Annotated in this window: 20 protein-coding genes and 1 riboswitch; of the genes, 13 read left to right on the top strand and 7 right to left on the bottom strand. The window is 30.5% G+C overall.

All coding sequences use genetic code 11. The features are described from left to right. Positions 1-113: 113 nt before the first annotated feature. The gene (gene lepA / locus L988_RS05335; protein WP_047382348.1) at positions 114-1,916 is read right to left on the bottom strand and encodes a translation elongation factor 4; all 1,803 of its coding nucleotides are present in this window, start codon (positions 1,914-1,916) and stop codon (positions 114-116) included. A 149-nt stretch (positions 1,917-2,065) separates the two neighbouring features. Between lepA and L988_RS05330 the strand changes: the two genes are divergently transcribed. From L988_RS05330 to L988_RS05315, 4 genes are read left to right on the top strand one after another with little or no spacing between them, the layout of a single operon-like run. Then, on the top strand, positions 2,066-2,521 hold the full coding sequence (locus tag L988_RS05330) for a YhcH/YjgK/YiaL family protein (RefSeq protein WP_047382347.1): 456 nt from the start codon (positions 2,066-2,068) through the stop codon (positions 2,519-2,521). 14 nt (positions 2,522-2,535) lie between these two features. Then, on the top strand, positions 2,536-3,201 hold the full coding sequence (locus L988_RS05325) for a YoaK family protein (protein WP_047382345.1): 666 nt from the start codon (positions 2,536-2,538) through the stop codon (positions 3,199-3,201). An 8-nt stretch (positions 3,202-3,209) separates the two neighbouring features. Then, positions 3,210-3,407: a hypothetical protein gene (locus L988_RS05320; RefSeq protein ID WP_047382343.1), complete on the top strand. Its 198-nt coding sequence runs from the start codon at positions 3,210-3,212 to the stop codon at positions 3,405-3,407. Between the two features lie 28 nt (positions 3,408-3,435). Next, positions 3,436-3,927 carry a thioredoxin family protein gene (locus tag L988_RS05315; protein ID WP_047382341.1) on the top strand — a complete coding sequence of 164 codons (492 nt, stop codon included), beginning with the start codon at positions 3,436-3,438 and terminating at the stop codon, positions 3,925-3,927. A 3-nt stretch (positions 3,928-3,930) separates the two neighbouring features. Here the strand turns inward: L988_RS05315 and L988_RS05310 are convergent, their stop codons facing one another. The 3 genes from L988_RS05310 to L988_RS05300 form a co-directional block, all read right to left on the bottom strand. Beyond that, positions 3,931-5,433: an ABC transporter substrate-binding protein gene (locus L988_RS05310; RefSeq protein ID WP_047382339.1), complete on the bottom strand. Its 1,503-nt coding sequence runs from the start codon at positions 5,431-5,433 to the stop codon at positions 3,931-3,933. Positions 5,434-5,470: 37 nt separating this feature from the next. Then, on the bottom strand, positions 5,471-7,177 hold the full coding sequence (locus tag L988_RS05305; RefSeq protein WP_047382337.1) for an ABC transporter ATP-binding protein: 1,707 nt from the start codon (positions 7,175-7,177) through the stop codon (positions 5,471-5,473). Between the two features lie 122 nt (positions 7,178-7,299). Further along, positions 7,300-8,436, bottom strand: a complete 1,137-nt coding sequence (locus L988_RS05300) for a M20 family metallopeptidase (RefSeq protein ID WP_047382336.1) — start codon at positions 8,434-8,436, stop codon at positions 7,300-7,302. Positions 8,437-8,594: 158 nt separating this feature from the next. Here L988_RS05300 and L988_RS05295 point away from each other — a divergent pair, with 158 nt between their 5' ends. From L988_RS05295 to L988_RS05275, 5 genes are all read left to right on the top strand, one after another. Beyond that, entirely contained in the window at positions 8,595-10,109 is a 1,515-nt protein-coding gene (locus L988_RS05295; RefSeq protein WP_047382335.1) for an AbgT family transporter, read from the top strand. 64 nt (positions 10,110-10,173) lie between these two features. Further along, positions 10,174-10,347, top strand: a riboswitch (Lysine riboswitch). Positions 10,348-10,428: 81 nt separating this feature from the next. After that, positions 10,429-11,898 carry a sodium:alanine symporter family protein gene (locus L988_RS05290; protein ID WP_052191704.1) on the top strand — a complete coding sequence of 490 codons (1,470 nt, stop codon included), beginning with the start codon at positions 10,429-10,431 and terminating at the stop codon, positions 11,896-11,898. A gap of 36 nt (positions 11,899-11,934) precedes the next feature. Continuing rightward, entirely contained in the window at positions 11,935-13,245 is a 1,311-nt protein-coding gene (gene lysA / locus L988_RS05285) for a diaminopimelate decarboxylase (protein ID WP_047382334.1), read from the top strand. Between the two features lie 9 nt (positions 13,246-13,254). Further along, on the top strand, positions 13,255-14,424 hold the full coding sequence (locus tag L988_RS05280) for a M20 family metallopeptidase (protein WP_047382332.1): 1,170 nt from the start codon (positions 13,255-13,257) through the stop codon (positions 14,422-14,424). An 81-nt stretch (positions 14,425-14,505) separates the two neighbouring features. Continuing rightward, positions 14,506-15,150, top strand: coding sequence for a hypothetical protein (locus L988_RS05275; protein ID WP_047382330.1), 645 nt, complete (start codon positions 14,506-14,508; stop codon positions 15,148-15,150). Positions 15,151-15,181: 31 nt separating this feature from the next. On the opposite strand, the gene L988_RS05270 is transcribed toward L988_RS05275, so the two are convergent. After that, positions 15,182-15,997, bottom strand: coding sequence for a ZIP family metal transporter (locus tag L988_RS05270; protein WP_047382329.1), 816 nt, complete (start codon positions 15,995-15,997; stop codon positions 15,182-15,184). Between the two features lie 173 nt (positions 15,998-16,170). Here L988_RS05270 and L988_RS05265 point away from each other — a divergent pair, with 173 nt between their 5' ends. Further along, a complete protein-coding gene (locus L988_RS05265; RefSeq protein WP_047382327.1) occupies positions 16,171-16,893 on the top strand; it encodes a DUF305 domain-containing protein in 723 nt (240 codons plus the stop codon). Between the two features lie 30 nt (positions 16,894-16,923). Here L988_RS05265 and treC read toward each other — a convergent pair whose 3' ends face one another. After that, a complete protein-coding gene (gene treC, locus L988_RS05260; protein ID WP_047382325.1) occupies positions 16,924-18,597 on the bottom strand; it encodes an alpha,alpha-phosphotrehalase in 1,674 nt (557 codons plus the stop codon). Positions 18,598-18,615: 18 nt separating this feature from the next. Next, the gene (gene treP / locus L988_RS05255; protein ID WP_047382323.1) at positions 18,616-20,040 is read right to left on the bottom strand and encodes a PTS system trehalose-specific EIIBC component; all 1,425 of its coding nucleotides are present in this window, start codon (positions 20,038-20,040) and stop codon (positions 18,616-18,618) included. A 172-nt stretch (positions 20,041-20,212) separates the two neighbouring features. Between treP and treR the strand changes: the two genes are divergently transcribed. The 3 genes from treR to L988_RS05240 all read left to right on the top strand — a co-directional run bounded on the left by treR (position 20,213) and on the right by L988_RS05240 (position 23,298). Then, positions 20,213-20,923, top strand: a complete 711-nt coding sequence (gene treR, locus L988_RS05250) for a trehalose operon repressor (protein WP_047382322.1) — start codon at positions 20,213-20,215, stop codon at positions 20,921-20,923. A gap of 78 nt (positions 20,924-21,001) precedes the next feature. Then, the gene (locus L988_RS05245; protein WP_047382320.1) at positions 21,002-21,982 is read left to right on the top strand and encodes a LacI family DNA-binding transcriptional regulator; all 981 of its coding nucleotides are present in this window, start codon (positions 21,002-21,004) and stop codon (positions 21,980-21,982) included. Between the two features lie 71 nt (positions 21,983-22,053). Then, positions 22,054-23,298 carry an ABC transporter substrate-binding protein gene (locus L988_RS05240; protein ID WP_052191703.1) on the top strand — a complete coding sequence of 415 codons (1,245 nt, stop codon included), beginning with the start codon at positions 22,054-22,056 and terminating at the stop codon, positions 23,296-23,298. Positions 23,299-23,305 lie beyond the last annotated feature (7 nt).

The following is a 23,305-nucleotide window of genomic DNA, read 5'->3' as shown; positions in this document are numbered from 1 at the left end:
GAAATCTCCTATTATTTAGCTATTTTTTATTTTTTGTAATCTACCAGCTGAGTAGTTACTCCAAATATTTTATAAATAAAAAAAACGGGTCTTTTAAAACCCGTTTCATTTTATTAATCGTTAAGTTTAAGTACAGATACGAATGCCTCTTGTGGAATCTCAACGTTTCCAATTTGTTTCATTCTCTTCTTTCCTTCTTTTTGCTTCTCTAAAAGTTTCTTCTTTCTAGAGATATCTCCACCGTAACATTTAGCAAGAACGTTCTTTCTATATGCTTTGATAGTTTCTCTAGCTATGATTTTAGCTCCTAAAGCAGCTTGGATAGGCACCTCGAATTGTTGTCTAGGAATAATCTCTTTTAATTTCTCACAGATTGCTCTTCCTCTAGAAGCAGCATGATCAGTGTGAGCGATGAATGAGAACGCATCCACAGGATTTCCAGAAACAAGAATATCAACTTTAACAAGTGTAGATTCTTTATATCCAATCATTTCATATTCGAATGATGCATATCCCTTTGTTCTAGATTTTAATTTATCATAGAAATCGATTACAATCTCTGCTAGTGGTAACTCATATATTACCATAGTTCTATTGTCATCAATATATTTCATATCAATATATGTTCCTCTTTTTTCTTGGCAAAGTTCCATAACGTTTCCAACATAATCTTTAGGAGTAAGAATGCTTCCTTTTATATATGGCTCTTCAACGATAAACTTAGATCTTCCACCTTCAGGGAAATCACAAGGGTTGTCGATAACATAAGTTTCTTTTCCTTCCATAGTGATTCTATACTCAACTGATGGAGATGTAGAGATTAGATCGATATCATACTCTCTTCTTAATCTTTCAACAATGATTTCCATATGTAATAGTCCTAAGAATCCACATCTAAATCCGAATCCTAGAGCTAGAGATGTTTCTGGTAGGAATGTTAATGAAGCATCGTTTAGTTGAAGTTTTTCTAAAGCTTCTCTTAAATCCTCATAATCATCTGTAGATAATGGATATAATCCAGCAAATACCATTGATTGAGCTGGTCTGAATCCTTCTAATGGCTCAAGACAAGGTCTTTTAGCGTGAGTTACAGTATCTCCAACTTGTGTATCTTGAATTGTTTTGATACCAGTTATGATGTATCCAACTGATCCAGAACCTAATTCAGGTTGCTCTTTCTTAGTAGGAGCAAAGATTCCACACTCAAGAACATCAAACTCTTTTCCAGTTGACCAAATTTTGATTTTATCTCCTTTTTTGATTGAACCGTCTAAAACTTTAACATAAGTTATAACTCCACGATAGTCATCAAATAGTGAGTCGAAGATCATCGCTTTTAACGGAGCTTCTTCGTCGAATGTAGGAGCAGGAACTCTTTCTACAATTGCTTCTAATAAATCATCAATACCGATTCCAGCTTTAGCTGATACTAAAACGGCATCGTCAGCAGGTAATCCAATAATATCCTCAATTTCATTTTTTACTTTATCTACATCAGCAGCAGGTAAATCAATCTTATTGATAACAGGTACGATATCAAGATTGTTTTCTAATGCTAAATAAACGTTAGCAAGAGTTTGAGCTTCAACACCTTGAGCAGCATCTACAACAAGTAGAGCCCCTTCACAAGCTGATAAAGAACGAGATACTTCATATATAAAGTCAACGTGACCTGGAGTATCAATTAAGTTTAATTCATAATCATTACCATCTTTTGCTTTATATTTTAAAGTAACTGCTTGAGCTTTTATCGTAATTCCTTTTTCTCTTTCTAGCTCCATCGAGTCTAGTAGCTGTTCTTTCATTTCTCTCTCAGTAACTGTACCAGTAGCTTGAAGTAGTCTATCAGCTACAGTAGATTTACCGTGATCTATATGTGCTATAATTGAAAAGTTTCTTTTAAATTTTTGTAACACATTATCCTCCTCTAAATATATTTCTTCACACTATATTATAAAAGAATTATTAAAAAAAATCAATCTAAATTAAATTATAGCTTGACTTTATAAAGGATTTTGGAATATTATTAAAGTACAGTAAAAAAAATTAAGGGGGATTATTAAAAATGATCTTTGGACAATTAAACGAATTAAAATTTTATAAGGGAATTTCAAAAGAGCTAGATGCAGCTATTGAAGCGATTGAGAATGGAAGCTATAAAAATGGGGTTTTAGGAAAAAATGAAATAGACGGTGACAATGTATTTTTTAACCTTCAAGAGTGTAAAACTAAAGTTTTAGAAGAGTGTTTCTTTGAGTGCCATAAAAAATATATTGATATACACGTTGTAATCGAAGGAGAAGAAGGAATCGGATACTCATTAAAGGATTCATTAAAAGAAAAAAGTGAGTTTAATGAAGAGTCAGATTTTGGAGTTTTAGAAGGAGCAGAGGAATATAGAATGAATATGACTAAAGATAATTTCTTAGTAGTGTTCCCAGATGAGCCTCATATGCCATTAATTGCAAAAAATAATGAACCAACAGAATTAAAGAAAGTAGTATTTAAAATAAAATACTAAGAAGAAGGGTAGAGATGGAGCAAATTAACAAAAAACTGTTTTTATGGATTAGTTTATTAGCACTTTTAGGTGGAGGAATGAATGCGTTTGCAATTTTACAATTCTCTTTAACCGTCAGCCATATAACAGGAAGTGTGACCAGAATCTCTACGGACTTAGCTTACTCAAACATACCCCACCTTAAAATAATGCTAGGTTTAGTGGTTTCGTTTTTTAGTGGAGCGATAGTTTCTGGTATTATGATAGGGTCGGGTAGAGACTTTGAACTTAGAAAAAGATATGGAGATACCTTCATATTTATTGGGATTTTATTGAAAATTATAGATATATATCTTTATGATAAAATTATATTTGCATTTATTCTTGCTTTTTCTTTAGGTTTACAAAATGGTCTATTTATACGTTATAAAGGAATGGTAATTAGAACTACTCATATGTCAGGAACAGTTACTGATTTAGGTGTTGTTATTGGGCACTATTTAAGAGGAAACAGAGAGATAATGTGGAAGATGAAGTACTATGCTATAAACATTCTCTCTTTTACAACTGGAGGATTATTAGTAGGCTTAGGTTTAAAATATTTAGGCAGAGGTGTACTTAATTACATGTCATTAGCATATATTTTAAGTGGTATTTACTATTTTTTATTAAGAGATAGATATTATAAAACGAAAAGGTAGGAGAAAAGATGGAGAAGTATTTTATAACAGAAGATGAAAAAAAAGAGGTAATTGAAAAATATCCAACTCTTGAATGTGAGCACTCAATAGGAATGTTAATAGGAGAAGATTACATGTCGATAAAGTGTAAACTTTTAACAGGAACGTGTACTTATAAATCAGGAGCTAAAAACGAATATAAAAATTGTAAAATGCTAAATAGATAGTAAAAGATATTTATTGTGAGGTGAAGAAATGGATATAAAAACTCTTTATTCTGCAGGAATGAATTTTGATGCTTTTATGGGAACAGGAATAAAAAGTGAGAGGGATAGAATCCCTAAGAATTATTCTAGAATTGAAATGACTGAAGAGGAGATAAACATTGTAAAAAATGTTGAGAAAAAAATTAACTTTTTAGTTTCGGGAGAGCCATGGTGCATGGATTTTCAATTGAATGTTACAGTTCTAAAAAAGTTTTGTGAAATAAATTCAAACTTTGATATGGCAGTAATAACTAAAGCTAGAGGAGAGAAATTTTTAAAACCTTTAATGGAAGTAGAGGAGTTTAAAGTTCCATTTATTGTTCCTTTATCTGAAGAGTATGAAGTTTGTGGAGAGATTTTTGTAGAGAGACCTAAAGAGGTAAAAAAACATATCTACGAAGATGTAAAAATGGATTATTTAAAAGGACAGTATTTAAAACATACTGTAAAAGATTTAATAGAGATGATAACAAAAAAGTAGATGCTATTTAGCATCTACTTTTTTCATATTTTCATAATAGTTTCTCATACTGGCTTTGTTATAGTCAAAATTTTTAATTTTTTTACTAATTCCAATTCCGTCGATTTTATAAACCAGGGGTATGATTGGATTGTCGTCTAGTATCATCTCTTGAATCTCTTTGTAATATATTTTTCTTTTTTCAGAATCAATTGTCGAACGAGCAAGATCAATTTTAGCATCTAACTCAGGATTATTATAAAACGAACGATTTCCTTCTGCACCAATAGAGTTAGAATGGAAAAGAGTAGTTACAACAGTATCGATATCACTAACACCTAAAATCCAAGTTGTAAGTAAAATATCGTGTGCTCCTTCTGAGGTTCTTTTTAAAAAAGTTCCCCACTCAACAATTTCAATAGTAGATTCAATTCCAATCTCTTTTAAATTAGCTTGTATTATTTGAGCTATTTGAACTCTAACAATATTTTCACTTGTCCAAATTTTGAGAGATGGAATTTTTTTCTCAGAATTAATAATAGCTTTAGCTCCTTCGATATCTCTTTTAAAAGGTGTCAAATCCTGAGAGCTACCAAATATATTAGGATTGATAGGAGAAGTGGCAACAGAGCCTCTTTCAAGGAAGATAGCCTCTAAAATACCCTCTTTATCAATAGACATATGAATAGCTTTTCTAATGTTTTTATTATTTAATCCTTCTTTTTCGACATTTAAAACCATAAGTTCTGTGGTAGTTGTAGTTTTATGTAGCAAATCTAACTCTGGATTTTTTTCTACGATATTAAAATCGATAGGCGATATTGCATAGATAACATCTACTTCACCAGTTTCTAAAGCAGCTAAACGGCTAGTGTTTTCAGTTATAATTTTAAAAGTAAGACCACTGTTTTTAGGAGCTCCTTTGAAGTAATCTTTAAAACTAGTCATTACAATCTTGTCCCCATCTCCCCAATTTGTGACCATATATGGCCCTGTTCCCATTGGTTTTAAAGCAACGTTATTTCCAGCTTCAACATATTTTTTATTCATAATTGCAGCGATTGGAAGAGTTAAATTTGCCAAAAATGGAGCAGATGGCTCTTTTAAAGTTATAAGAACTTTTTCATCTTCTGTTTTTATAACACTTTTGATATCTTTTAATATAACTCTACTTCCAGGTTTTTGAAGCATTCTTTCTAAACTGAATACGACATCATCAACACTCATAATATCCCCATTATGAAATTTAACATTTTGTCTGATAGTAAAAATAATCTCTGTTGGAGATAGATATTCAAAAGATTCAGCTAACTCAGGAGTTGGAACTCCATTGTCATCAAGAGTTACTAAAGTATTAAAGATGTGTTCAGTTATACCTAAAGTTGGAAACTCATTGAAAGTGTGTGGATCTAAAGATTTAGGTTTTGAACCTTGGGCTACTATGATATTATTTTTTTCGTTTGAAAAAGTGTTAGTAGCAAAAAATAAAATGTTTAAAGTAAGTAATAAAGTAAAAAGTTTGTTCATCAAATCCTCCCCTAAAGATTAAATAAAATTAAAATTATTATTGTAAGATCCCTAAATGTAAATTGTAATAGAAACCTTTGTTATTAATAAGTTCTTCGTGATTTCCTCTTTCAACTATTCCATCATCTGTTAAAACGACTATTGTATCAGCATTTTTAATTGTTGATAATCTGTGAGCTACGACAATAGTTGTACGATTTTTAGAGAGTTCATCTAATGACTCTTGGATAAGTTGTTCTGTGATATTATCTAAAGCTGATGTAGCTTCATCTAAAATTAAAATAGGTGGATTTTTAAGGAAAATTCTACCGATAGCAATTCTTTGTTTTTGACCACCAGATAGTTTTACTCCTCTTTCACCAACTTCAGTGTCGTAACCATCAGGAAGAGTTTCAATAAAATCATGGATATTAGCTTTCTTAGCAGCGTCTATAATCTCCTCATCTGTAGCTTCAGGCTTACCAATTACTAGGTTTTCTCTGATTGTACCTGTAAATAGGAATGGGTCTTGCTGAACAATTCCTATACTTTGTCTTAGCGAATCTATTTTGAAATCATATATACTTTTAGAATCTATTTTAATATCTCCGCTGTTAATATCATAGAATCTAGGAATCAGATTACAGATTGTTGTTTTTCCTCCACCAGAAGGTCCTACAAGAGCAAGTTTTTCTCCAGCGTTTATACTTAAAGAGAAATCTTTTAAAATATTTTTTTTCTCATGACTAAAGTATATATTTTCAAAAGTGATTGCTCCTTTTACATTTTCTAAGTTTGTTGCATCAGAGGAATCTTTTTCGATATCTTCATCTAGCATCTCTTTGAAACGTTTAAATCCACTCATTCCATTTTGATATTGTTCAACAAAACCAACTAATCTTTTGATAGGCTGACTAAAAATTCTGATATAAAGTAGGTAAGCTAAGAAATCTCCAAAATTGATTTTACCTTGATATGTAAAAATTGCACCAAAAACTAAAACAAGATAGTCTAGCATATCAGTAAAGAATGTCATCCCTGAAACATATTCAGCCATAACTTTATAAGCTCCTTCACGAGCTTTTTTGAATTCGATATTACTTTTTTTAAATTTTTGTAATTCCTCTTCTTTATTGACAAAAGCTTTTGAAACTCTAATTCCACTGATACTATTTTGTAATGTTGAATTAATAGCGCCAATTTTTTCACGAGTTTCAGAGAAGGCATCAGTCATTTTTTGTCTTCTATTTAGTGTGAACCAAACGATAAACGGTATTACAGAGAATACAATTAATGTCAAAGGAATATTGATTTTTAGTAATAGGAAGAACGAACCTAAGATCATTATTATAGAGATAAATAGATCTTCTGGACCATGATGAGCTAATTCTGAAACCTCTTGTAAATCGTTTACAATTCTTGACATGATACTTCCAGTTGCAGTATTATCAAAGTATTTGATAGGAAAGTTTTGAAGTTTTGCATAGACATCTCTTCTCATATCCCCTTGCATTCTAACTCCAACAACATGTCCCCAGTAATTCATAAAGAAGTTACAAAGAAGTTTTATTAAATATATTCCTAAAAGAATACCCGCTAAAGTAATAATAGCTTTATAATTTTTATTTGGAATATAGTTGTTTACAGCAGCTCTACTCAACATAGGGTATATTAAATCACAGGCGGAAACTGTTATAGCAGCAAGTAAATCTAAAAAAAATAGTTTTTTATAAGGTTTATAATAACTTATAAATTTTTTTAACATTAAAAACCTCCAATATTTAGTAATTTTATTACACTATATAATTTTAAAAGAAAAGTATATAAAAGTCAAAGAATATTAAAATTATCCACAATAAAAAAAGAGTTCCGAAGAACTCATGATAATTATAAGCATTTAAATTCTTTTAAGATATTTAAAAAATATTCTACGCCATGTGTTAAAGCTTCGTTGTTGAAATCAAATCGACTGTTATGAAGAGCACAAACATGACCGTTTTCTTCATCTCTAACACCAACAAGAGCTAAAAGACCTGGAGTGCCATCTTGAGAGTAGAATGAAAAATCCTCTGACCCACTTAAAGAGATATCAGTAAAAACGGTTTTTCCATTTAATGCGTGAAGTGCATGTTCAAATAGTTTTTTATCATTGATAACAGGAGGATAAAAAGGTTCAAAATGCATATTGATATCAACATCAAAAGCAGTTTCAAAACCAGAGTTAATTTTTTCCATTCTCTCTTTTATGAAAGGAATCAAAGACCTATTTTCTAATCTAATTGTTCCAAGCATATTGACACTTCCAGGGATAATGTTACGAACAGTTCCAGCATGGAAAGCTCCTATAGTTAGAAGAAAATGTTCATACGATGGAATGTTTCTAGATTTTATAGATTGGTACGCTTCAACAAGTTTGGCCCCAATTAAGATAGAGTCAATTCCTTTATGTGGTTGAGCACCGTGACACCCTTTACCAGTTAGAGTTATATCTAAATTTATATTTTGAAGAGAAACACATCCAGATTTCACAGCAAACTCTCCAACTTTAATTTCAGGATAAACATGAAGTGCAAAAATAGCTTCAATTTTCTTAGATTTATAGTAGTCATCAGCAACAATAAAACGAGCCCCACCTGCTCCTTCCTCTCCGGCTTGAAATATGAATACTAAAGATTTTTGTAATTTAACACCTGAGTTTATTAATTTTTTTATCTCTTGAATGAATGTTAAAAGCATTGCAGCATGACCATCATGACCACAAGCGTGCATCATACCATCTATTTTAGATTTAAATGGATTGTTACTCTCTTCTTTTAAAGGTAAAGCATCAATATCAGCTCTGAAAGCCAAGCAAGAATCAATTGTACCAGGAATAAAAGCTACAGTACTCGTTCCAATAGAATGATACTCAACACATTCCTCATCTAAAATTTTTCTAATATACTCAGAAGTTTGAAACTCTTTTAAAGCTATTTCAGGTATTGTATGAAGATAATTACGATGTGTATTAAGATTGTTTAACATAAAATCACTCCCTCACTATTTATTATTTTAATTAATACCATATTTCTTATGTTTTTGTCATATTTATATTATGAATGAGTTAGATAAAAATAATATAGTTGTATAATTTATACTCAAGTAGTACACTGATTTAAAACAAAAAAATGGGAGGGGTTTAAATGGAAAAAATTGGTGTAGAAAAAAAACACAGAATTTTGGATTGGATAGAAAAAGTTGGAAATAAAATTCCACATCCATTTATGTTATTTTTCTTTTTAAGTGTATTTATTATTTTGCTGTCAGCACTTTTGAGTAGTTTTGGAGTTCAAGTTGTAGATCCTGTAAAGAATGAAGTTGTTAAAGTAAAAAATCTTTTTTCTGGTGAAGGTATTAATTTTATGCTTCAGAATACAATTAAAAATTTTACTGGTTTTTCTCCGTTAGGATTAGTTTTAGTAATGACTCTGGGAATTGGATTAGCTGAACATGTGGGTTTAATTTCAGCTTTTATGAGAAATACAATATTAAATAGTTCACCAAAAGTTATTACATTTATGATTATGCTTATAGGTATTTGTGGAAATATAGCATCTGATGCTGCGATAGTAGTAGTCCCGGTGATTTCAGCATTTATATTTTGCTCATTAGGAAAACATCCACTAGCAGGGATAGCGGTTGGGTATGCTGCAACAACAGCGGGATTTAGTGCTAATTTGATAGTGGCGGGAACTGATGCCTTATTAGCAGGAATTTCAACAGAGGCTATGAAAATAGTAAATCCAAGTATAACAGTTTCGGTTGTAGATAACTGGTATTTTATGGCAGTTTCGACATTTCTATTAGCTATTGTAGGAACAGCAATAACTGAGAGAGTAGTAGAGCCTAGATTAGGAAAGTATACAGGTAAAAAAACTATAAAAAGAGAAGAGGTTACTATTTTAGAGAAAAATGCTTTGAAAAAAACAGCAATAAATGTTGGAATATATTTGGTTCTTTTAGTAGCAATAGTTTATCCTAAAAATAGTTTTTTAAGAAACCCAAATACGGGATCTTTATTGAACTCACCACTTTTGAATTCGATTATTCCACTTTTATTAATATTATTTTTAGTTGGTGGAATAACGTATGGTAAAGTAGTTGGAAATATAAAGGAGATGTCAGATATCCCGAGATATATGACAATGGGAATGAAAGATATGGCGAGCTATATAGTTTTGGTATTTATGATAGGGCAATTTATAGCTTATTTTAATTGGAGTAAATTAGGTTTTGTTTTAGCTGTAGAGGGTGCGGATTTGCTTAAGAACTTAAATTTAAGAGGGATACCTCTATTTATAATGTTCATATTACTTTCAGCATTTATAAATCTTTTTATAGGAAGTGGGTCTGCAAAATGGGCGTTGCTAGCACCAATATTTATTCCAATGTTCTATATGTTAGGATATAATCCAGCATTAACTCAGATGCTTTATAGAATAGGAGATTCAACAACTAATGTAATATCTCCACTTTTTCCATACATGCCAATTATATTAGGATTGACTCAAGAATATGAAGAAGATTCAGGAGTGGGAACAGTTATATCTTTAATGCTACCATATACTATAGCTATGTTGATTATGTGGATAATTTTAGCAATAATTTGGGTATATTTTAGCATACCTTTAGGACCTGGAGTTGTAATAAAAATTTAAAAAATATATAAAAAAACTTGCTTTTTATTTTTTTTAATGTTACTATTCATTCAATTTAAGAGAATTTTAAGGTAGAGGAGCGAACAACAAAAGTAAGTTAGTAGAGCTAGACAAAGCATTGAAACTAAATGAAAGGGAAGTTTGCCGAAATAAAAGTTATGTCAAAAACTTTTATTGGGTATATAGATAATATCTATATAACTGTCATTAGTATATCTAATGTTGTGCTATCCGTTATTTGTAATATTATAAAATTTACAAAAAACTGCCTATTTTATTTTTATGGGGCAGTTTTTTTATTTAAAAAGGAGCGCAGAAAATGTTACAGTTAAGTAGAGTGAATGAAGTTTTTAGTTTTTTAGGTCCAGTGACCGATTTTTTATGGGAGTTTCCAAGAAATTTTGAGTTTTATAAAAATATTCCTTTAGTAGGAAATTTTACGTTAGCGATATTATTGCTAATGGGATGTGGAATGTATTTTACAATGAGATTAAAATTTGTTCAAATAAGATATTTTAAAAGAAGTTTGCAGATTTTAAAAAATAAAAGTAGCAATCAAGTTGGAATCTCACCAATGGCGGCATTTTTATTGAGTAGTGCAACAAGAATAGGGCCTGGAAATATAATGGGTGTTACAGGAGCCGTATTAGCAGGAGGCCCAGGAGCACTATTCTGGATGTGGGTGAGTGCATTTTTCGGAATGGCAACAAGTTTTGTTGAAGCAACCCTTGCACAGATATTTAAAGAAAAAAATGAGGATGATTATGTAGGAGGAATAGCGTACTACGGAAGAAAACTTCTAAATAATAGTAAGTTAGCAGGATTACTAATAGCAGGTTCTTATATCTTCTATGCTTTATTTACTCTTCCGTCACAAGTTTTCCATATGTTTACAGCATTTGGAAGCTTAGCAGGTCAGATTACAGGAGCAGTTTATACTAGAACAGATAACGTCTATATAGTTATAGGAGTATCTATAATTATATTTACCTTTGGAATAATTTTTGGTGGAATAAAAAGAGTTGCAGCAGTAACTGATTTCATAGTACCAATAATGGCAGTTTTATATTTTGGAGTAGCTTTATTCTTGATAGCTTTAAATTTAGATAAAGTTCCATATTTCTTTTTAGCTGTTTTTAAAGGAGCTTTTAGTCCGTCAGCTTTATTCGGAGGTTCAATAGGTATAGCTTTACAACAGGGAATAAAAAGAGGATTGATGTCAAATGAGGCAGGACAAGGAACAGTGACTATGGCAGCGGCGGCAGCAGATGCAAAACATCCAGTAGAACAAGGTTTTGTTCAACAATTTGGAGTTTTTATAGATACATTTGTAATTTGTACGATTTCAGGTTTTTTAGTAATTATAGCAAGTATATGGAATTTAGATACTCAAAACTTTGAGGTTTTAAGAAGTGATAAGTTAGGATATTTCATAGAATCATTAAAGGTACTATCACCAGCATCACTAAATGGAATTATTCAATTTATAGTTTCTCTGTGCTATGGGATGTTTGCATTTTCGACTATACTAGGAATGATTGCATTTATAGATATATCGGCAACTGAGATATGCAGAAAAAAGATATTTTTAATCTCAATGAAGCTGGTATCATCTCTGATATTTATTCCGTTTGGAGTTATGTGTGTTTGGTCGGGATTGGAGTTAGATAATATTTGGGTAATAAGTGATTTTACGAATTTAGTTATGGTATTTATAAATGTACCGTTGATATTGTTAGGATTTAACTTTGCACAAAAATCATTAAAAGAGTATGAATTAAATCAATAAATTAATTTATAAATTGTACTGAATAGGAGGAGTGGGATGAAGTTTTTAGGAAGTATGAAAAATGTAGATGGTATTTTAGAAATAGGTGGGATTTCAGTAAAAAAATTGAAAGAGGATTTTGGAACACCTTTGTATATATATGATTTAGAGTTACTACAAAAGAAAATTAGAGATATAAAAAATTCATTTAAAAGTGAAAAATTTAATACAACTGTTGTGTATGCGTCTAAAGCTTATCTGTCAAAAGGAATGGCTCAAGTTGTAGATAGAGAGGGATTACATATAGATGCTGTTTCAGGAGGAGAGTTATATACAATTCTTTCATCTGGATTTCCTTCGAAAAGAGTTCATATGCATGGAAACAATAAATCTATAGAAGAACTACATATGTGTGTAGAACATGAGATAGGAAGTATAATTTTAGATAACAGATTTGAAGCTGAAAAAGTAGCTCAGATTTGTAGAGAGCTAGGAAAAAAGATGAGTGTTATGGTAAGATTAAATATAGGAATAGATGCACACACTCATGAATATATAAAAACAGCAAAGCATACTTCAAAATTTGGAGAATCAATTTTTGATAAAGAGATAGAAAATATTGTAAAAGATATTGTTCAAAAAGAAGAGTTAAACTTTTTAGGTTTTCATTGTCATATAGGTTCACAGATTTTTGATGAGCTTGCTTTTTGTGAAGGTGTAAAAACAATGGTTCAATTCACGAAAAAGATTTCAGAGGAGTTAAAAATTAAAATTCCTGAAATAAATATAGGTGGAGGATTCGGGGTTAGATATACTGAAGAGGACACAGATACTGATTTAAAAAAGATGATGAAAAAAATTATTATCTCTTTAGAGGAGAACCTACTAGCAGAAAATTTATCAGTTGAGAATGTGATAATAGAACCTGGGCGTTCAATAGTTGCGGCTGCAGGAAGTACTTTATATACAGTTGGAGGAAATAAGAAAACTTTTGGTGAAGAAAACTATGTCTTTATAGATGGCGGAATGACTGATAATATCAGACCAGCACTATATAGCGCTAAATATGAAAGTGTTGTTGCTAATAGATTAAATGAAAGTAAAAGAGAGTTAGTAACAATAGCTGGAAAATGTTGTGAATCAGGGGATATAATAGCTAAGAATACAAAGTTAGGAAAATGTTCAGAGGGAGATTTAGTACTGGTTAGTTGCACAGGAGCCTATGGGCATTCAATGAGTAGTAATTACAATAAAGCTTTGAGACCTGCTGTAGTTTTTGTAAAAGATGGAAAGAGCTATTTGGTTTCAAAAAGAGAAAGCTATGAGGATTTAATAAAAAATGATCTTGATTTATTAGAAAATATATAGGGAGACAAAATGGATATAAATAAATTGAAAAGTGAATCTCAGAAGATAAAAGATTGGTTGATAGATGTAAGAAGAGATTTTCATCAGCATCCAGAGTTAGGAACTGAAGAGTACAGAACTCATGATAAAATATGTGAATATCTAAACGATATGAACATTCCATATAGAACATCATTCAATACTGGAGTGATAGCAGATATAGTTGGAGAAAATAAAGATATTACAATAGCATTAAGAGGTGACATTGATGCACTACCTATTTTAGATATGAAAACAACAGAGTATTCATCTAAAATTAAAGGTGTTTGCCATGCATGTGGTCATGATGTGCACACAACAATTGTCTTAGGAGTTGCAAAATATTTTTATGAAACTAAAACAAAACCACCAGTGAACATAAGATTAATATTTCAACCCGCAGAGGAAACTGTTGGAGGAGCAAAGCCTATGATAGAGGATGGAGCACTTGTTGGAGTAGATGCTGTATATGGTTTACATGTAGATGACACAATAGAGAGTGGGAAGATAGGAATCAAATACGGTGCTATGAATGCTTCATCAGATACTTTAAAAATTAAAATAAAAGGAACTAGCTGTCACGGCGCATATCCGAGTCGAGGAATTGATGCCCTTCTAATAGCTTCTCATGTAATTATAGCTCTTCAAAGTATTGTAAGTAGAAATTTAGATGCTAGAGAGAGCGGAGTAGTAACAATTGGAACAATAAATGGGGGAACAGCTGGAAATATAGTTGCCAATGAGATTGAATTAAAAGGAACACTTAGAACCTTAGATCCTGAAGTAAGAAAAAAAATGAAGAAAAGAATAAAAGAGATTGTTGAAGGAATTCCGTTAGCTTTTGGAGGAGAGGGAGAAGTAGAGATAGAACCAGGATATACAGCTCTGATAAACCACAATAAAAATGTGGATATTGTGAGAGAAAATGCAATTAAATTACTTGGAGAAAATAGCGTATATGAAAAAGAATTAGCCAATATGGGAGTTGAAGACTTTGCATATTTTGTTGAGAAAATCGAAGGAGCATTTTTTACATTAGGAGTCAGAAATGAAAACAAAAATATAGTGGCACCAGCTCATAATGGAAATTTTGATATAGATGAAGAGTCTATCTTAAATGGTGTAATGATGCAAATATTAAATATTTATACTACAAAATAAAAATTTATAAAATCAAAGAAAAAGAGAGTTTTTTTAGTAATATATCTCATAGAGTATATAAAATTAAAAAGGAGATCAACTATGAAAAAGATTTTAATCATATTAATTTCTATTTGTTCAATAGTATCTTTTTCTGCTGAAATAGTAAATGAAGTAGTAAATGATAATAGTGTTCCTATTATTGAAAATGTTTCGATATCTGATGTAGCAAATGAAGAGTTTATAATAAGTGTTATGGGAAGTTTAGAATCAGATCCAGAAATAATGAACAAAATTAATGAAATAGGAGAAATTGTAGACTCTGAAGTTCAAAAGGACAGTCCAGATTGGAAAAAAGTAGAAGAGTTATATAATGAGTTGTCAATATATACAAATAAAGTTGCTGTCAATATGATGAGAACTTTGAAAGAAGGAGGATTAGAAAAAAGTGATCCAAATTTTGAGAGTGATATGAATAATGAGATAGTTTCAGATATGTTTTTAGATCAAGATATGCCGTCAAATCCTGTAGATGAAAATGAGATTATGGAAGCTATAAAAAAAGGTATGACAACAAAAGAGATTGCTCGTATGGAGGAGATTAGCGGAAAAATTTCAACAGAGATTGAGTTGCCAAATCCAAATTGGGAACAGGTTGAAAAAGATTATAATGAATTATCTAAATACACAAATAAAGTTACAGTTATAATAATGCAAGTTGAGAAAAAAAGAAATGGAGTTCAATAGAACTCCATTTTGCATTTTTGTATTGTAATTACTATCCAAGAGCTACATCTAGAAACATCATAAGAGCAAAGCCAAACATAACACCAATAGTCCCAGAGTCGTCATTTTTAACTTCTTTGGCTGTTGGAATAAGCTCTTCAGCAACAACATAAATCATAGCACCAGCAGCAAAGGCAAGAGCATATGGAAGTAAAGATGTCATTTTAATAACAAAGATAGCTCCTAAAACACCTGCGATAGGTTCAACTATTCCAGAGGCTTGACCATATAAAAAAGCCTTCCATCTACTCATACCCTCTCTTCTAAGAGGAATAGATACAGCAGCTCCTTCTGGGAAGTTTTGAAGTCCGATTCCAATCGCAAGAGTGACAGCAGAGATTAAAGTAGCAGAATCACTTCCTGTTACAGAAAGAGCACCAAAAGCAACTCCAACAGCTAATCCTTCTGGAATATTATGAAGAGTTATGGCTAGAACTAATAGAACACTTCGTCTCAATTTTGTTTTAATTCCTTCTGCTTCTGATGTTTCTTTATTTAAGTGAAGATGAGGTAGGAATTTATCCACACACCAAAGAAAGCCTCCTCCTAGAAGAAAACCTATTAAGGCAGGTTTCCAACCTGGAAGACCAATCTCTTCAGCAAGTTCAATAGCAGGATTAAGCAGTGACCAAAATGAAGCTGCAATCATAACTCCTGAGGCAAATCCAAGCATTCCATTTAAAACTTTTTGGTTTATTGTTTTAAAGAAAAAAACCATGGCAGAACCAAGCATAGTAACAAAATATGTAAAAAAAGTAGCTAAAAAAGCTAATAAAATAGGATTTAATTCTTTTAAATATTCAAGCATAAAAACCTCCTGTTAACTATCAAATGGATTATATACTTAATTTGTATTTTAAATATATAACTTATTATATACCTAATTGTACGATATAGCTATAATTTTCCCTTTTTATTAAAAGGAAGTTATATACTATTTTATAATAATACTTTACACAGCGTTACTACAGGAGGAAAGAAATGATTGATTTTAAAAATATAAATATAATGGTAGGAGTTGCGGCTCTTTTTTCAACAGTATCTATAAACTCTTATGGAGATGGAGTAAAAGAGGTATCAAAAGTACAAAAAGAAAGAAAATATAAATTGGAATCTGAAGAAAAGATTTATAGTGTTTTAACACCTTTAGAAAAGGTTGTTCCAGATAATTTAAGAGGGTATAAAGAGTATGATGAATACGCCCATAGCTTAATGATGTCAAATAGTTCACAAATATTTTTAACGAATGATGTGGGAAATAATTTTGTGATTTATATGATTCCACATCATGAAGCTGCAATAGTTTCAAGCATCGGTGTTTTGAGATATACAACAAATCCTAAAGTTAAAGAGTTGGCGGAAAGGGTTGTAAAGATTCAAAAGAATGAAGTTAAGATAATGCAAAATCTTTTAGAGCAAGGGGAGCTAAGAGGAAATGAAAATTCTGAATTTTTAAAAAAGATTCAAAAGTTAAATGAACAGAAGATGGATATGAAATTTTATGAGTTATTAGGAAATGATTCTGAAAATGTAAGTGAGCACTATTTAAAATCAATGATTCCACATCATCAATTAGCTTTAGAGATGGCTAGAGAATATTTGAGGTATGGAAGTAATGAAGAATTGATTAAACTAGCACAAAAAATTTTATTAACTCAAGAGGAGGAAATAAAAGAGATTGAGTTGTTATTAAAAAATAGATAGTAAAAAAGCAGGAGGTTAATCCTGCTTTTTTTATGCTTTTGAAAGTATTACAATTGATTCATAAGCTCTCAGTATGAGAATTTTGTTATTTAAAATAATCTCGTTATAGTTTCCTATTAGAACTTTTTTTCCTATAAATTCCTCTGGAATCTCAATATCAATTTCATCTTCATAAAAATTATTCACAACTAAAAGTTTTTCATTATTTAACTGACGAGTATATCCAAAAATTTTAGAGTTATTTTCATACATTGGGGTAAACGTTCCATGAGAGACAACTTTATAATTTTTTCTCAACTCAATCAACTTCTTATAGTAATAAAACACTGAATCTAAATCATTCAAACTATTTTCAACATTGATATCTTCATAATTTTTTGAAATACCTATCCATGATGCCCCTTTTGAAAAACCAGCATTAACTGAGTTGTTCCATTGAACAGGAGTTCTGCTATTGTCTCTTGATTTTTGATCTAAAACTGCTATTGCTTCTTCTACTGTTTTTCCTTTTTGAAGAAGTATTTTGTAGTTGTTTAAAGATTCAACATCTCTATACTCTTCAATAGTTTCAAAATGAGGATTTGTCATTCCTATCTCCTCACCTTGATAAATATACGGTGTTCCTCTTAGCATATGTATTGCTGTTGCTAACATCTTTGCAGATTCTTTTAAATACTTTTCACTTCCAAATCTTGAAACTATTCTTGGCTGATCATGGTTACACCAAAAAACAGCACTCCATCCATCTCCCTTTTGCATCTCTAGTTGCCACTTAAACAATAACTCCTTCAGTGCAGCAAAATCCATTTTTCCCAAATCCCACTTATCCCCATTTGGATAATCAACTTTTAAGTGATGGAAATTAAATACCATCGATAACTCTTCATTCTCTGGTTTTGTATACTCAATACAATGAGGAATTGTTGTTGACGACATCTCTCCTACTGTCAAACTTCCTGGATACTTTCCAAAAGTGTTAGCTGTTAACTCTTTTAAAAATTCATGTACTCTTGGTCCATCTGTGTAAAACTTTCTTCCATCTGAAGTTGCAGTTTTATAATCATCATTTAAAAAGTTTTGTTCTTTAGAGATTAAATTTATAACATCTAATCTAAATCCATCAACACCTTTTTCTAGCCAAAAGTTTATCATCTTATAGATATCTTTTCTTAACTCAGGATTTTCCCAATTCAGATCAGCTTGAGTCACATCAAAAAGATGAAGATAGTATTTATTTAGCGACTCTACAAACTCCCAAGCATTTCCACCAAACTTTGAGTTCCAATTAGTTGGAGGTGTATTTTGTTCACCATCTTTCCAAATATAATAATTATGATATCTATTTTCTGGACCTTTCAAAGCTTCTTTAAACCAAAAGTTTTGAGTAGAAGTATGATTAATAACCATATCCATTATTAGTTTCATTCCTCTTTTATGTGTTTCATCTAATAACTCTTCAAAATCTTCCATATCTCCAAAAATCGGATCAATATTATAATAATCTGCTATATCATATCCATTGTCCATCATTGGTGAAACATACATTGGAGTTGTCCATATAACATCAACACCTAAAGATTTTATATAATCCAACTTACTGATAATACCTTTTATATCACCAATTCCATCTCCATTACTATCACAAAAACTTTTTGGATATATTTGATAAACACTTGAACTTTTCCACCAATCTTTTTTTAACATATTTTCCTCACCTTATTTTTACTTTTTATTTTTTATTAAATTACTTTTATTTAAAATGTATGTGGCTATAATTGGTACTATAAAAGCTATTAACATAGCTATAATATAGTTAATCCAAAACTTTGGTTGAATTGCTAAAAATGCAGGCAATCCTCCAATACCAATAGAGTTTGCTAAAACTCCTGTTAAAGTTGAATATACTGCTGCTAAAGCTGAACCTATTAAAGCTCCATAAAATGGATACATAAATCTTAAATTTACTCCAAATAGAGCTGGTTCTGTTACACCCAACCAAGCTGAAATTGCAGATGATAAAGATAGTGATTTTAATTTTTCATCTTTTCTATTTAAAAACATTATCGTTACCGCCGCTGAACCTTGAGCAATATTGCTTAGTGCAATCATTGGCCAGATCATTGTTCCTCCTTGAGCAATCAATTGTAAATCAACAGCTAAGAAAGTGTGATGAACACCTGTTATAACTAGAGGAGCATAAAACATTCCAAATAAAATTGCTCCAAAAACTCTAAATGGTCCAGTTAGAAGAACATTAAATATCGCAGCTATATAATTTCCCAATTCACGTGATATTGGACCTATCACTAAATATGATAAAATTAATGTTGTCAGTAAAACTAAAAATGGAAGTAATATCATTTTTAAAATTTCTGAAAAATACTTTTTCAAAGATATCTCCATCTTTGTCATAAATATCCCCGCTAACATAGCTGGTATAACTTGAGCTTGATAACCTACTTTCTCTATAGTTAAAAATCCAAAATCCCAGAAAGGAACTGCATTTATTGCAGCTGCAGTTGCATATCCATAAGCATTCATAAGTTGAGGAGAAACTAAGGTAATTCCCAATACAATTCCTAATATCTCGGTTCCACCATATTTTTTTACTGTAGACCACGTCACCCCAACTGGTAAAAAGTGAAATATAGCTTCACCTAAAATCCATAAAAAACTATGTAGTTCTGCTAACTTTGGATTTAGACTTGTTAATGTCTGAGTTCCATCACCAAAAATTGCTAAATCCCCAATTATATTTCTAAATCCTAAAATCAATCCACCTGTTATTATAACGGGAAGTAATGGCGTAAATATCTCTGCAAAACCACCTACAACTTTTTGAAGTCTCCCCATCTTTTGATTAGCAGCAATTTTAACTTCATCTTTCGTAGCTTCAGATATTTCCGCAACAGCAAGAAAATCTTTATATAAATCTTTAACTGCATTTCCTATTATTATTTGAAATTGTCCAGATGTTGAAAAAGAACCCTTTACTAACGATAAATTTTCTAATTTTGTTTTTTCTACCAAAGTGTCATCTTTTAAAATCAATCTCAGTCTGGTTATACAATGTGTTGCACTAATTATATTATTTTTTCCACCGATTAATTCTAAAATCTCTTTTGATTCCCTCTCATATTTCCCCATATTACCCTCCATAATTTAAAAAAACAATATTTCAATCTCTTATTGAACATATAATATTAAATTTTTATTCTTTTGTCAACAACTTGTTTAAACAAGTTAAAAATTTTGTATAATAGTTTTTTTTTGATATAATAGTTTAAAAATACAACTATTATAAATTTTAGGAGTTAGAATGGCAAAAAGTAGATATTTAGAGATATATAATTTTATTAAAGAAAATATTGATAACGGAACTTATCCTCCTGAAGAGAAAATCCCTTCTGAAAATCAATTGAAAGATATTTTTTCGGTTAGTAGAAATACTGTTAGAAAAGCTATCGAACTTTTATCAAGCAATGGATATTTAAGTTCTGTTCATGGAAAAGGAGTTTTTGTTATAAAAAAAATTCCTGTTAATTTTTTACTTGGAGGAACTGAAAGTTTTAAAGAGGCTTCTTTAAAAAATGGACTTAATTACAAAACAACAGTTCCTTTATTTGAAAGCTTAATTGTAGATGAAAATCTTAGTAAAAAAACCCATTTTTTAACTGGTGAAGAGGTCTATCATATGATTAGAATTAGAGAGATAAATAACGAAAAAGTAATTTTAGATGATAACTATTTCTTAAAAGAAGTCGTTGATGGATTAACAGTTTCTATTGCAATGGATTCTATCTATGAATTTTTAGAGAAGACAAAAGGTTTAAAAATTAATGGAACACAAAAGATTATATCTATTGAAAGTACGACTAAAGATGATCAAAAATATTTGGATTTAAATGGAAATAGTTTAGTTGCTATTGTTAAAAATTTTGGATATTTAGAAAATGGACTTCTTTTTGAGTATACTGAATCTCATCATAGAACAGATAAATTTATTTTTAGTAGTTTTGCTAAAAGATAAAAAATATAAAAGAGTTGACTTTTAAAACAATTGATGTTATTATCAATACAGATTAAACGATTAACATAGGAGAGTAAATTGAGAGTAACGATAAAAGATATTGCTAAAAAATTGAATATTTCAACAGCTGCTGTCTCAAAAGCCCTAAATAATCTCTCTGGTGTAAGTGAAGATTTAAGAGAAAGAGTGAAAGAAGCAGCAAAAGAGATGGGATATACTCCAAATCTGATTGCAAAAAACTTAGTTCAAAAACGTACAAATAAAATTGCATTATTTATTTTAAGTAGAAAAATTGAAGATATGAGATTTTCTTTTTTAGATAATGAAATATTTAGGTATTTAATAAATGAATCACATAAAATAGATTATAATATTTTAGTTTTTTCAGTTGAGGATACCGACGAGAAAAAAAGTTATATAGATTTATGTTTATCAGAAAATGTTGCAGGAGCAATTATTCTTGGATTGAAATTAGATGATCCACAAATAAACGAATTAAGAGAAAATAAAAAATTTCCAGTTGTAGTTTTTGATACAAATATTGGAGGAAATGTAAATTCTGTAAAAACCGATAATGAATCAGGTGTTCTTGAAGTTACATCTTTTTTAAGAGAGATGAATCACAAAAAGATTGGTGTAATCACAGGGCATTTTAAAGCTCAAGTTTCAATTGAAAGATTATATACATTTACTAACTCTTTAATTGGAAACAATATAGAAGTTTATGAAGGTGATTTTTCAAAAGAGAGCGGATATAAAGGAGCAATGGAATTATATTCTAAAGGTGTTAGTGCTATATTTGCATTTAGTGACTTAATGGCTTTGGGTGCAATAGAGTATTTTAATGAAAAAAATATAGATATTCCTGATGATATTTCTATTATCGGATTTGATAATATACCTATAGGTGAAATACTAAAACCAAGCCTATCTACAGTATCACATAATAAGTCAGAGATTGCAAAGCAGATGTTAAAATTAATCACAGATAGTTGTTTTGGAAAAAATGTAAAAATAAAGCCAGAGTTAATAAAAAGGGATTCGGTTAAAAAACTGTAATCCCTAAAAAAATAAACATTTGATTAAACGTTTAACTAAATTAAATTTAGTTTTTATCTTGGGAGGGTAAAATGAAGTTGAAAAAAGTTTTGCTACTATTGACCACTATTTTAATTGCTAGTTGTGGAAAAAGAGTAGAAAGCACAGAGGAGAAAGTAAATCTATCAGTTTCGGTTTGGGGGAGTTCACCAGAGGAAACAGCCTTAGTTGATAGACAAATACTAATGTTTGAAGAGAAATATCCAAATATAAAAGTGACAAAAGAGGTTGTAACCGGGGATTACAATCAGGTATTACAAACAAATATAGCGGCGAGAATTGAATCAGATGTATTTTACATTGATTCTGCAGTTGCTCCAATGTATATTGATAAAAAAGCAATTTTGCCTTTAAATGAATATTTAGATACAGAAGATTTGAAAGATTTTAATGATAATCTTTTAGAAGGTTTTTCAGAAGATGGAAAAGTATATGGATTGCCAAAGGATTACAATCCCCTTGTATTAGCTTATAACAAAGATATGTTTGAAAAAGCAGAGATATCTTCAGTGCCAAGAAATTGGGAAGAATGGTTAATAGCTTTTCAAAAATTAAAATCAGCAGGCGAAGCAGGAAAATTAGGGAAAAATTTTATGTATCCAATGTCTAGTATAACCGCAGGAGAAAGAACGGCAACATTTATACTTCAAAATGGAGGGGATGTATTTGACAATGAGAATGGAAGAGTTACTTTTAATTTAGATGTAGCTGTTGAAGGGTTAAAATATTTTTATAATTTAATAAAAGATGGATATGTAAGAGAACCAAGAGCTATGGGTGAAGGTTGGAATGGAGATGCTTTTGCAAGAGAAAAAGTTGCAATGACAATAGAAGGTGGGTGGATGATACCGTATTTAGCAACCGCAGCACCTAATTTGAATTATGACTTAGCTAAAATTCCTATGGGTAAAGAAGAGGGGACAATGTTGTTCTCAGTTGCTTATTCGATGGGAAGAAATACAAAATATCCAAAAGAAGCAGTAGAGTTTATAAAATTTATGACTGGAAAAGAAGCACAAATGTTAATGGTCCAAAGTGGTCTTGGATTACCAACAAGAAAATCACTCAATGATAAATTTATAAAACTTCATCCAACAAAAGAAGCTATGATAGAGATGTCACCTTTTGGAAGAGCCTATAACTTTGGAAAAAAAGGCTTAAAAGTAGCTAATGAATTAGGAAAAGCTAATGAAATAATTTATATCGATTATGTTAATGGGAAATATGATATAGATGTAAAAAAAATACTAGATGATTATGCTGAAAAAGCAAAATAAAGAGAGG

The organism is Cetobacterium sp. ZWU0022, assembly GCF_000800875.1.
Taxonomy (GTDB): Bacteria; Fusobacteriota; Fusobacteriia; order Fusobacteriales; family Fusobacteriaceae; genus Cetobacterium_A.
This window is presented reverse-complemented; position numbering and strand designations above follow the sequence as displayed.